At 61.9% G+C, this 12,417-nt stretch carries 10 protein-coding genes; 4 read left to right on the forward strand and 6 right to left on the reverse strand.

What is annotated here, in order from left to right; genetic code table 11:
* Nucleotides 1-3,769 precede the first annotated feature (3,769 nt).
* The 6 genes from rsmG to rpmH form a co-directional block, all read right to left on the reverse strand.
* A complete protein-coding gene (gene rsmG / locus ACPYN9_RS15415; RefSeq protein ID WP_424467452.1) occupies nucleotides 3,770-4,408 on the reverse strand; it encodes a 16S rRNA (guanine(527)-N(7))-methyltransferase RsmG in 639 nt (212 codons plus the stop codon).
* A gap of 284 nt (nucleotides 4,409-4,692) precedes the next feature.
* Nucleotides 4,693-5,202, reverse strand: coding sequence for a protein jag (locus tag ACPYN9_RS15420; protein ID WP_424467454.1), 510 nt, complete (start codon nucleotides 5,200-5,202; stop codon nucleotides 4,693-4,695).
* A gap of 39 nt (nucleotides 5,203-5,241) precedes the next feature.
* Nucleotides 5,242-6,252 (reverse strand): membrane protein insertase YidC, encoded by a 1,011-nt coding sequence (gene yidC, locus ACPYN9_RS15425; protein ID WP_424467456.1) that lies wholly within the window; start codon nucleotides 6,250-6,252, stop codon nucleotides 5,242-5,244.
* A gap of 31 nt (nucleotides 6,253-6,283) precedes the next feature.
* Complete coding sequence (gene yidD / locus ACPYN9_RS15430) at nucleotides 6,284-6,580, reverse strand: membrane protein insertion efficiency factor YidD (protein ID WP_424467457.1); 297 nt, start codon at nucleotides 6,578-6,580, stop codon at nucleotides 6,284-6,286.
* A gap of 2 nt (nucleotides 6,581-6,582) precedes the next feature.
* Nucleotides 6,583-6,972 (reverse strand): ribonuclease P protein component, encoded by a 390-nt coding sequence (gene rnpA / locus ACPYN9_RS15435; RefSeq protein WP_424467459.1) that lies wholly within the window; start codon nucleotides 6,970-6,972, stop codon nucleotides 6,583-6,585.
* Nucleotides 6,973-6,976: 4 nt separating this feature from the next.
* A complete protein-coding gene (gene rpmH / locus ACPYN9_RS15440) occupies nucleotides 6,977-7,114 on the reverse strand; it encodes a 50S ribosomal protein L34 (RefSeq protein ID WP_068484134.1) in 138 nt (45 codons plus the stop codon).
* A 424-nt stretch (nucleotides 7,115-7,538) separates the two neighbouring features.
* Between rpmH and dnaA the strand changes: the two genes are divergently transcribed.
* From dnaA to ACPYN9_RS15460, 4 genes are all read left to right on the forward strand, one after another.
* Nucleotides 7,539-9,005 (forward strand): chromosomal replication initiator protein DnaA, encoded by a 1,467-nt coding sequence (gene dnaA / locus ACPYN9_RS15445; RefSeq protein ID WP_424467462.1) that lies wholly within the window; start codon nucleotides 7,539-7,541, stop codon nucleotides 9,003-9,005.
* 479 nt (nucleotides 9,006-9,484) lie between these two features.
* A complete protein-coding gene (gene dnaN, locus ACPYN9_RS15450) occupies nucleotides 9,485-10,624 on the forward strand; it encodes a DNA polymerase III subunit beta (protein ID WP_424467464.1) in 1,140 nt (379 codons plus the stop codon).
* A gap of 3 nt (nucleotides 10,625-10,627) precedes the next feature.
* Nucleotides 10,628-11,827 (forward strand): DNA replication/repair protein RecF, encoded by a 1,200-nt coding sequence (gene recF / locus ACPYN9_RS15455; protein WP_424467466.1) that lies wholly within the window; start codon nucleotides 10,628-10,630, stop codon nucleotides 11,825-11,827.
* Nucleotides 11,820-12,308 carry a DUF721 domain-containing protein gene (locus ACPYN9_RS15460; RefSeq protein WP_424467468.1) on the forward strand — a complete coding sequence of 163 codons (489 nt, stop codon included), beginning with the start codon at nucleotides 11,820-11,822 and terminating at the stop codon, nucleotides 12,306-12,308. The genes recF and ACPYN9_RS15460 overlap by 8 nt, the downstream gene beginning before the upstream one ends.
* Nucleotides 12,309-12,417: the final 109 nt, after the last annotated feature.

Raw genomic sequence — 12,417 nt, forward strand, 5'->3', positions numbered from 1 at the left:
GTAACCCACATCCTCACGGAGGTTTTCGTTTCCCTCAAACCATCAAGCGTTCACAACGTCCCAGGTCAATACATCTAGGCTACGACTAGGACTACGACTGCGACCACGACCACGGTTGCGCCCACGGCCACGGCGACAACCACAGCCACAGCCACAGCCACAGCCACAGCCACAGCCACACAGTTTCACGTGAAACATCGAACAGACAGCCGCTCGCAGTCCTGTCGTGTCTCGATGTCGACTAGGTGGTTCCTGCAGACAGTGTTCCGCGGGGGTCACGCGAGGAGGCCAAACCAGGTCGTTCGAGGCGCAAGATCGGACCAAGCCACCCACACACCTCCGTCCTGGGGTTCTCATTCCGTTGCCGCAGGATTCCGATATCTGTCCGGCCTCGGGTCCGTACTCGTGTCTGGCAACAGATGTTATTCGCCCGTCGTCTGGACCAAGACTGCGAGCACTCCTGCCGGTGCCGGCACTGCCCTCCGACATCGTCGTCTCTGTGTTGGATGGTCCTGAGCCAATCTCGATATCCGCCGTATGGCAGCGGTCGACGCCTGGTTCGCAACGCTGAGTCGACCACTGCAGGAGGAGGGCATCGCGAACCACGATGCGAGTTGTCCCAGGTCGCGGAGCACAAGGCGTCCGTACTGAACCCCAGACTCAGGCCACTCAGCAGGAACGGACCAAACGACATACTCAGCGTTGACCACGCACGCCAGCACAGGTCACAGGCTGCGCACCCACGCTATCCGCGGCCCCACCCCGCGCGAACCGGGACCACAGTCGCGATCCGATGAGCAGACAGCGGCGGGGAGCAGGGCAAGAGGTTCGGTGGCCCGACGGCAGGAAGCAGGACGCAGGCGAAGGTCGCAGGTCACAGGTCGCACGACGGCCGGGATGCACGTTTAGCTGCGAACTACGACCGCTAACAAGGAACCACTAGCGATCGACAGTTCGCGAGGGACCGAGGATGAAGCATTGAATCGCCCTTCGACTGCCTGGACTAGAGCCGGATCTGCCTTCGTCGTTTGGCCCCATTTCTCGCCCGTCTGTTTGAATGGCCCGGGCATTGGCCTCTATCTCCTCACGAGGTGCCGTACTGCAACGTTCCTGTGCAGGTCACAGGTTCCGTTGTGAGCACTACGGTCTCGGCATTACAACAATGCACTGACGCTCCACGTGAAACACAAGCCCTTTCAGTCGGGACTTCTCCCTTTCAGTCGGGACTTCTCCCTTTCAGTCGGGACTTCTCCCTTTCAATCCGGACCTCCCCAAGGGATCGAGTAAGCAGCATGATGTTCCGCTTAGCGGCCGGTCTCCAGACGCCTCATGGGTTTAGCAATCAGGCATGAGGCATGGCGTCCATTACACACCCCGTCGCCTTCTCTTCCTCAAGCATGCCAACCATCGCCATCACCTCGGAGTGGCCAGTCTGGGTCGACTTCGTTCGGGTTTCACGTGAAACAAAACACCGAACCCGGCCGGGACCATCGACCAGAGGTATGGCCGAGGATTCGATTTCACACTGCCATTCCTTGCGACACTTTGCCGGAAAAGGTCCGATACAGCGTTAGCCATGCGTCATCGCGCACCTGATATTGCTCGCGACTCGAGGGGCGATCGCTGCTCAGCGTGTTTCACGTGAAACGACCCAGGTTCGATTCATCCTCAATCAACTCAGACAGCCCATCAACTCAGACTCTGAACCACCGCGCGATGCCAGTGGTCGAACGCGACATAGCGGGTGTGTTCGCCAGAAGAACCACGTGCCCAGGTGCGATCGCCCATTTCGCTGGCAAGCACAACAGCCGAGACACGCGGCTGTAGCCAAACTCATTCCTGGCACCCTAGCCGTACAGGGGTACGGCAACGGCGTATGGCCGTCCAGGCTGACACCCAGGCCGGAGACGAGTGCGTGCTGGCGTTCCACGTGAAACATCCAAGACCGAGGCTCTCGTGCGAGCAGGCACTCTAAGTCCCAACTCCACAGTTGTCGTCCGTTGGAGTCGTACCTCCACGACCTTAGTCACTCAATGTTCCTCACATTGCTGATAATCCCGGGCCGCTCGCATTTGTCTATTGACCTCTTTACGGCCAACACTGATCTCTTGATCTAGGTGCACGAGCGTTGTGGCTGGTCCGTAGTTGTTGCGCCGGCAGGTTCCGCATGGTTTCACGTGAAACAGACTTCCGCGCTTCCTCCAGTCCCCACGGTCTCTTACGCCTCTCGACTCCTACACACGAGCGTTGTCGCGTGTGCTCACGTTCACACGACCCAGTTGCGCGCGAATGTTCCGTTCACACCCCCATGGGGACAGAGCAACAGGGGTAGCCTGGCGTAGCCACAACCCTCGGACCCATTCGCACCCCTTACTCGGTATGAACGACCAGTGACCACAGCCTCTAGTCGCACGTCCCTGAGAGAACTTCGACTGGAACCGGCGTCGTTCAGATGTCGCGACTGACGATGTACTCAGTTCTCAGCGCAGGTCGCATCCCCATCAGTAGTTACGCACCGAGCGACAGCACAATACGACGCCTTACACCGCTAGGAAGGGGTCAGCAATGGAGTGCCTCCATTCGTGGTGGCCTCGTTGTTTCCATGATTTCAACGAGTCCCATGCATTCACTGGCGCATCTCTCCGACGCTATGGAGCCGCCCCACACCTGGGATATCTTCACAGAGCGAGAATGCGCTTCTAAGAGGCACGTTCCACGTGAAACATCGCTGTGCGCGCATGACGAGCGATTGGGGTGCACTCGGCGAGTACGCGATTTCAGGTATCGGAATGCTCACGTCAACCGGGAAAGCGAGTTCAGCTCCCTCGAAGTCGGACGGCGGCTCGAACTCGCCCAAGACCCATGGAGCGCTGGGATCGGGAGCCAGCGGAACGACACTCTCGAACTCCAAAGCTTGTTAGTGGACAAACCCTAGTCCGGGTCGTTCTGAGCACTGCCTCTTGTCCTGAGTACTGCCGCTGGCCCTGCGGGTAGTAGAAGAACCCCAGTTTAGAGATTGGTCAGGGCGAGATACGGGCCCGAGTGGTCTGCGGGAGTTCCAATACACCCACCCCACCTATCGGCACACTCGCGCGCCGAGTCTCCTGCTCGCAGCAACGGTGGTTCCTCAGTGCGAAGCCCTACTTGCGGTAATCTTCTCCGCATCGATCGATGTCCCGCTGCGTTGAGCCCAGGCGAGGCTTCCGCAGGCCGCAGGCAACACCTCCTACAGTGCAAAGCTTCATGACTGGCAGCGCGTGCCTCTGAGTGGCCCGAAGTGACCGAAACCTGTCCCGGTTCGTCATCTGCACTCGCAAGCCGTTTCACGTGAAACCCTTAGCCTTCGAACTCCAACCCAGCTGAGGAGCACGCATCTGCACTACTCCGATGCGTTCATCAGTAAAACGCGGGCCGCGGATGGGAACGCTGGATGAAGCGGTACGGCATCGTCAGGAGCGAGGGCACCGAGTACTACTCACCACCGTGAGCTCTCGTGCTCGGCAGCGACACCGTATGTGCCGTGTTTCACGTGAAACAGGGGCCAAATAGTAAGGAATTCCATCTTCGGTGTTGAAAGTCGCAGAGCAGAGCCCGTTAGCGTCAGATTTCGGTACTCCAGCACCTCGATGGAAGCGAACACGCGCACTCATTCGCTAAAAACCCGCTCGACAGCCCTTGGATCGGCACCGCATGACGAGACCGTCTGGATCGATACATATCGATCTAAAGTATCTGAGGTGCCGGACCGGGCGAGCCCAAGAAGGTACGGTTAGTCGACCGTCGCCCGAATGACACGCGTGGATTCCGTGTCGAGCCCCTCGCCCAGCTCTTCAACTCGGACATCGGTCAGCCCGAACTTGCGGATCGCCTTGCTGGCCTTCTCGATCTCCGCCTCCGCAGATCGCCCCTTGAGGAACACCAACTCCCCTCCGGACCGAACGAGTGGAACGGTGATGGGAATGAGCTTGCTTAGCGCCGACACAGCGCGTGCCGTCAGCTGATCGAAAGTGAACTCATCGTGCACCTCCTCGGCGCGCGCACGACGCACCTGCACGTTCGTGAGGCCCAGCGCATCCACCTCACGCTGCAGCCAATCCGTTCGACGCTCCATCGGCTCGATCAGTACGAACTTCACGTCAGGGCGAGCAATACCCAAGACGAGACCAGGAAGTCCAGCACCAGACCCAATATCGCCGACGAGGCCGGGCCGCAGCAGGGGTGCCATGAGCACCGAGTTCACGATGTGACGAGTCCAAAGGCGCGGGTACTCCAAGGGACCAACAAGACCGAGCTGCTCACCGTACTTCGCGAGATCGGCTGTGAAGGCTCGCGCGAGGTCAATGCGCTCCTGAAAGAGCTGCTCGGCAACGGCCGGCTCAGCTTCAAGTTCTGCCGCCTGCTCAGTCATAGACAAAGTCCCTCTCACTGCGTGCGTACTTTGACCTACCGCTCGACGGCAGGCTCGGAGCTTCCAAGTCAGTCTGGCACGAAGCTCACTGCGGACATCGTAGGTGCGAAGTGCTCACTGCCCGATGGACTGTGGATAACTGTGTGGAAAACGTCGAGCCTACGGGCGTATTTTGCCTAGATCGCTTGAATACCCTGTTGACCAGGTGTTTCTCAACGTGCGGGGTAGGGAGGCTGTACACACCCGCCCGAGCCTGTGGAAACTGCTGTGGATAAGTCTGTGGATCAGACAGCAGCGACCGGGCGGATCACCGTGTGACGCTCGCGCGCCTCGCCTTCAGACTCGGAAACGTAGCCCCGCTCAGAGACGATGTCGTGCACGATCTTGCGCTCGTACGACGACATGGGGGGCAACGCCGCCGACGAAGCGCCCTCCTCGATGCGAGCGATGGCTCGATCGACGAGACCCGCAAGCTCAGTGCGTCGCGCATCTCGCGACCCACCGATGTCGAGGATCAGCCTCGAGAACTCGCCTGTCTCAGCCTGCACCGCGAGGCGAGTCAGATGCTGCAGCGCATCGACCGTCTCACCGTCTGCGAGCTTGGAGAGATTCGAGTCGCCGTCGGAGTTGACGGAGATGTACGTCCGCGACTCGCGAACCTCGATGTCGAGGTCGCCATCAACATCGCTGATGTCGAGCAGCTCTTCGAGGTAGTCGGCCGCGATATCCCCATCATCACGAGCGTCTGCTGCACCAGCGTCTGCGGGGATGGCCTCGGAGGTAGCTTCAGTCATTCGGATTCCTTACAACAGTGGGGCGAAGTGCGACGAACGCTACTTTTTCGCGGGTGGATTGCTCTTGCCGGAAGCCCCACCCGAGCTGGGCTTGCCGCCGGTCGCCTTCTTCTTGGCTCGGTTCTTCGAAACGGGCTGCACACGCTGGGCGGGCTGCTGGACCGGAGCTTCGACGATGACGTTGCCCTTCGAGTCCTTGCGCTCAGGCTCAACCCACTTGCCACGAGCCTTGAGGCGGTCTTCACGAGCCTTGGCGGCCTCAGAGCCGGGCGTCGGCATGTTGCGGATGATGATGTACTGCTGACCCATCGTCCAGAAGTTCGAGATGAGCCAGTACGTCATGACGCCAAGCGGGAACATGACGCCCGACACGAGGAACGTGAGCGGCAGGATGTAGAGCAGCATCTGCTGCTGGCGATACATCGGCGACTCCTTGGTCGCCTGCGACACGTTCTTCGACGTGATCTGCTTCTGCGTGATGAACTGCGAGACCGTCATGACCACGACCATGACGCCGGCAAGAATCTGGACACCGACGTTGCCGTTGTTGTTCAAGAACGTCGCGCTCAGTGGCGCTCCCCAGATGCTGGCCTGCGAGAAGGAGGTCGCGAGCTCCTGGTTGAGGAGACCCACACCGACCGTGTTGTGCTGAGCACCGTTCAGCACGGAGAAGAGACCGAAGAAGATGGGCATCTGCACGAGCAGGGGCCAGCATCCCGCCATCGGGTTCGAGCCCGTGCGCTGGTAGACCGCCATGGTCTCTCGACGCATGGCCTCCATGGAGAACTGGTCGCGCTTCCCCTTGTACTTGTCCTGGATCTTCTTGATCTCAGGAGCGACGTCCATCATGGCGCGCTGAGACTTCACCTGCTTCACCATGAGGGGGATCATGGCGGAACGAACCACAAGCACCAGGCCGAGGATCGCGAGGATCCAGGTCCAGCCGTCTGCGCCGTTGAGTCCGAGCGTCGTCCACAGCGAGTGGAAACCAACCAAGATGAGTTCGATGACCCATCTGATCGGCCACAAGATGGTTCCGAGGATATCCATGAGAGCGGTGACGTCTTTCTCTTAAGTTCCGCTACCTGCCCTGGACTACGAATCCGTGAGCGGTAGTGGTGGTGGTTCGGTGTGCTGGCTCAGGCACGTCGTCAATGCCTCCAGCAGCCCAGGGGTGGCAGCGAACGAGTCGTCGCCCGGTCAGGAAGCCGCCCCGGAGGACGCCATGAACCTGCACAGCCCTTAAAGAGTACGCGGAGCAACTGGGGTGATACCGGCAGACGTCACCGTAGAGCGGTGAGACGACCGCCCGATAGACGTTCAGAAACGCAATCACCACATTTCGGGGAAGAAGCGCGACTCGTTTCAGGACGCCCACGGTCAGCTGCTGACCTTCAACGCACGCGCATCCGCACTCGCGGGAGCGGCGAGACGACGGACCCCACGCAGCGAACCGAACCTGGCACGCTCGCGAAGGTCATCGAAACCGAGCTCAGCGGCTTCCGGATGCACTCGGTACACGATGTCGAAACCGGTTCCGATTTCCGACAGCAGCTCCCGAGACGCGGCCTTCAGACGACGTCGGATGCGATTGCGCACAACGGCCACACCTACCCGCTTCGAGACGATGAATCCGAAGCGAGTAGGTGCGTCGATGTTGTCGCGCTCGCGCACGCTGACCGTGATTCCCCGAGCACCCACGCGAACACCCCGTCGAACGATGGCCTGATAGTCATCGCCCTTCGTGACGCGGTTCGCGTAGGGAAGCAAGAAGCTACGCGGAGAGCTCGGTGCGACCCTTGCGGCGACGAGCCGAGAGGATGGCGCGACCCGCGCGGGTGCGCATGCGCAGGCGGAAGCCGTGGGTCTTCGCGCGGCGGCGGTTGTTTGGCTGGAAAGTACGCTTCGACATGAGAACTCCGGAAGATACGACCCGATCGGCGGACGCCGTACGGATTTTCACAAGTGCCCTACCGAAGGGCACAACTGCCTTAACCTACGTGACCCACGCCTGGCAGTCAACTGGCGCCAAAGGCCCAGCATTATGCTCACGACCGCTTCAGCCACGGGCATGACATGCCGAATCCGTCGAAAGCAATTGGCGCGCGTCGCGATCCAGCGTAGGCTAGCCCCCTACCTCGGGGAGTTATGCACAGGCATCCGCCCGTTTGTCCACAGAAGTTGTGGATATCTCTCGCGGTAGAACACAATGACTTGCGCGCCAGTGCCACACGGCCGGCGCGTTGACCACGCTGCACGTGCGCAGCACACGAAGAACGCCTGACCGCTCAGCTGCGGTCTTGCGGAGTACACAAGAGGGACGGGGGAGTACTTCGGTGACCGACCCGGTTTCGGAGACTTGGCAGACACTGCTCTCCACACTGCGTGAAGACGATCGCGTCCCCGCCTCCCTGCTCGGCTTCCTCGGACTTGTGGAGGCGAAGGGCGTCATGAGCGGCGCGCTGCTCCTCGAGGTCCCCAACGACATGACCCGCACGATGATCGAGACGCGTGCACGGGTGCCTATGCTTGCGGCCATCGCTGAGCTGGATGAGTCGGACATCAAGACGTTCGCCGTGCTGGTGAACCCGGACGCGGCGCCACGCGCGGCGACGAGCGATCCCCTCGAATCCCACGACTACATCGAGGTCGCCCCGCCGCGCGCGACGCCCGCGCCGACAAGCTCGGTCACCGTCGTAGAAGCCGAAACGGTCGGCATCCACGCGCCATCGGATCAGGGCGCTCGAACGCAGCCGGACCCGGAGTCTCGCCTCAACCCGCGATACACCTTCGACAACTACATCATCGGCGGATCGAACCGCTTCGCCCACGCCGCGGCCGTCGCCGTGGCAGAGGCGCCGGCCCGTTCGTACAATCCCCTGTTCGTCTACGGCGGCTCCGGCCTCGGCAAGACCCACATGCTCCACGCGATCGGCAACTACGCAGAGTCGATCTACCCGGGCATCCAAGTCAGGTACGTGTCGAGCGAAGAGTTCACGAACGACTTCATCAACTCCATCGCCAACAACAGGACACAGTCGTTCCAAGCGCGGTACCGCGACAACGACATCCTCCTGATCGACGACATCCAGTTCCTGCAGGGCAAGGACTCAACGCAAGAGGCCTTCTTCCACACGTTCAACACGCTGCACGAGCACAACAAGCAGGTCGTCATCACGAGTGACCTCCCGCCCAAGCAGCTGACCGGCTTCGAAGACCGGATGCGTTCCCGCTTCGAGTGGGGCCTGATCACCGACGTGCAGTCGCCCGACCTTGAGACACGAATCGCCATCCTCAGGAAGAAGTCGCAGGTCGACAACCTGCTGATTCCGGACGACGCACTCGAGTTCATCGCCGCCCGAGTCTCCTCGAGCATCCGCGAGCTCGAGGGAACGCTCATCCGAGTCACCGCCTACGCGAACCTGAACGGCGAGAAAGTCGATCTGGCTCTCGTCTCCACGGTCCTGAAAGACCTCGTCTCCGATCAGGACACGGGCGTCGTCTCGCCGGTCGACATCATCAACAAGACCGCCGCGTATTTCCAGCTGACCGTGGACGACCTCTACGGTTCGTCCCGCTCGCAGGCGATTGCCACGAGCCGCCAGATCGCCATGTACATCTGCCGTGAGATGACGAACCTCTCTCTGCCCAAGATCGGGCAGCTGTTCGGCGGTCGCGACCACACCACCGTGATGTACGCCCACCGCAAGATCACGAAGCTCATGACCGAACGACGAGACGTCTACAACCAGGTCACTGAGCTCACTGCGCGGATCCGCCAGAACGGCAACGGGCGCGCCTGAACATGCTTCCGCCCCGCGTCTCGCGCCCGAGTGGCCGGATGCGGGGCTCTTTTCTGCCCTCAGAGCCTGTGGATAACGTGTGGACAGGAGAATCGACACGCGAGCACGGACTGTGGAAAACGTCCCGGGGGCTGTGGAGTTCGAAAAGTTGTGCACCCCAGTGCTCGTCAGGGTGCACAGGGCGTCCACCGATCCGCCACAACTTACATTTTTGTAGTTCCCAGGCGGTCACTGGCCAACCCGGAGTTATCCACAGTGTGCACAGCTGTTAATACGATGATGACAAGAAATCTCTTTGTATTGGGCGACTCGATGACATCGATGAACGGTGGTCTGCTCGGGCTCCAGCACCTGGTATTTTCGCGTGCGCGACGAACCGAGCGACGAGTTCGCAGCCTCAATGCAGGCCGAGACGATCGGGCGCAACACACCGAATCGAGACGGCTACCATTGGGGCATTCCAACGAGAGGAACGCCTAGTGAAGTTTGTGGTCAACCGTGACGTCTTCAGCGATGCGGTGTCGTTTGTCGTCAAGCTTCTGCCTCAGCGCCCGACCCTCCCCATCCTCAGCGGTGTTGTCCTCGAGGTCGGCGATGCTGGCATCACGCTCTCGTCGTTCGACTACGAGGTTTCGAGTCGCACCAGCATCGACGCTGACGTCCAGGAATCCGGAGCGGTCCTCGTGCAGGGTCGCCTCCTTGCGGACATCGCCAACCGGCTGCCGCAGGCTCCTGTCGAGTTGAGCCGCGACGACTCCGGCGTTGTGATTCGCTGCGGAAGCGCCTCGTTCCACCTCCCGACAATGCCGATCGAGGAGTTCCCGAGCCTCCCCGTTGTTGAAGGCGCCAGCGGTTCCATCGCAGGTGACGTCTTCTCGGAAGCCATCTCGCAGGTCGCCGTCGCTGCCTCTCGCGAGGATGTCGCCCCCGTGATCACCGGTGTGAACCTTTCGCTGCAGGCCGACTCGATGAGCCTCGTTGCAACAGACCGTTACCGCGTCGCCGTCCGCACGATCGAGTGGCAGAGCTCGCTCACGGAGACCGAAACGGCTCTCGTTCCAGCAAAGACGCTCGCCGAGGTTGGCAAGTCGCTCGGCAACGCGGGCGAGATCACGATCACGCTTGTCAAAGACGACATCCGTGAGCTCATCGCCTTCTCCGCCGGGAACAAGACCGTCACCTCGCTGCTCATCAAGGGCAACTTCCCCGCGGTGGAGCGCCTGTTCCCTGCGGAGACGCCGCACTACGCGGTCCTCACCGTCAGCGACATTGTCGACGCGGTCCGCCGAGTGCAGCTGGTCCTCGAGCGCGAGGCCGCGCTGCGGTTCACGTTCACCTCCGAGGGGCTGCACCTCGAAGCCCTCGGTAGCGAGCAGGCGCAGGCGAGTGAGAACCTCGATGCCGTGCTGCACGGCAACGACATGGTCGTCTCGCTGAAGCCGCAGTTCCTGCTCGACGGCGTTGGCGCCATCCACTCGCCGTTCGTGCGCATCGCCTTCACGAACTCAGAGAACCCCAACAAGCCTGGTCCCGTGCTGCTCACGAGCCAGACGTCGCGAGACGAGGGTGAGTCGACGAACTACCGCTACCTGCTGCAGCCGAATCTGCTCATGCGGTAACCGGTGCACGTCACCCGTCTGCAGCTGCACGACTTCAGGAACTACGAGTCGGCCGACCTCTCGCTGGGGCCGGGTGCTCACTTGTTCGTCGGCTCTAACGGCCAGGGCAAGACGAACCTCGTCGAGGCGATCGGCTACCTGGCCACGCTCGGGTCTCACCGCGTCTCGAGCGACCAGGCCCTGGTTCGTTTTGGTCAGGAGTTCGCCGTCGTCAAGATGGAGCTCGCTCACGAGACGCGTTCGCTGCACCTCGACGTGCAGATCGCGAGCTCGGGTGCGAACAAAGCGCGGGTGGGTGGGCAGAACGTCAGGTCGCGGGACCTCGCCAGGTACTTCGCGAGCGTGCTCTTCGCGCCAGAGGATCTGACGCTCGTCCGTGGCGAGCCAGGCGCCCGTCGCCGCTTCCTCGACTCGCTGCTTGTCACGCACTCCCCAAAGCTCGGCGGCGTGATCGCTGACTACGAGCGGGTGCTTCGCCAGCGCAACTCGTTGTTGCGCTCGATGCGCGGCCCGCGGTCATCGGAGGCGATGGTCGCGACGCTGGATGTGTGGGACGAGCGGATGCTGGAGCTCGGTTCGCAGATCATCGCGGAGCGCCTGCTGCTGTGCGACCGTCTGCTTCCTCACCTCGCAGGCTCGTATCAGCGCCTCGTCGGGGCTGACCACCGGCCGACGCTCACGATGCGGGTCTCGGCGTTCGGGCACGCCGCCTCCGTCATGGGTGACTCCGATGGTGAAGGCGCGGAGGTCGAGGGTGGGGAGGTCACGACTGCGGAGATCCGGGAGCGGTTCACGGCGCAGCTGGCCGCGATGCGCCCTCGGGAACTCGAGCGTGGCGTGAGCTTGGTCGGACCGCACCGCGACGACGCCGTCTTCTGGCTCAACGGGCTGCCGGCTCGAGTGACCGCCAGCCATGGCGAATCCTGGTCGTTCGCGCTCGCGTTGAAGCTCGCTGCGGCTGAGCTCGTCCGTAGCGAGTCGCGTGCTGGCGACCCAGTGCTGATCCTCGACGACGTGTTCGCCGAGCTCGACGCGTCTCGTCGGTCCCGTCTGGCCGAAGCAATCGGCGACTTCGAGCAGGTGCTCATCACCGCCGCAGTGCTGGAGGACGTTCCGCCGGGGCTCCGCTCGCAGGTGATCCGCATCACTGCAGGCACGATCGACGCGAGCGAGTCCGAAACGCCAGGAGACGCTGATGAGTGAGGGCGCGGAGGTCTACGCCCGCTTCAAGGAGATTTTCGGCGGCAAGACAACGTCGTTGCGCCGCCGACTCGCGGCGAAGGCCAAGGACTCCGAGGGCGCGGAGCTCTCCGAGCCGTTCGGTTTTGGTCGCGATCCGGTCGCCGCAGGGTCCGCCCTCGCCGCACTGACCAGGCAGTTCGGGTGGAACGGTGCGATTAAGCAAGCGGAACTGATGGATGCGTGGCCCGAGATCGTCGGCAAGGAGACGGCTGCGCACTCGACTCCGCTGCACATCGACGACGGAGTGCTGCTCGTGCAGTGCGACTCGACGGCGTGGGCGACGCAGCTCCGCGGGATGCAGACGATGCTTCTCACGAATCTCACCGAGAGGTACGCGGAAGCGAAGGTCGAGCGCATCCGCTTTCTGAACCCGGGTGCCCCCTCGTGGAAACGCGGTCCCAGATCGGTTCCAGGGCGTGGCCCACGCGATACCTACGGTTGACGAGGCAAATACGGTACGTGGCCTCGTTTTCGTCGCTCCACGCGCCATTTTCCGGGCCGCGCGTCGCGTTCCTTGGTAGACTGAACAGTCGCTGGATCCGCGTCGTGTG

The organism is Pseudoclavibacter helvolus, from assembly GCF_049707175.1.
Lineage (GTDB): Bacteria > Actinomycetota > Actinomycetes > Actinomycetales > Microbacteriaceae > Pseudoclavibacter > Pseudoclavibacter helvolus_A.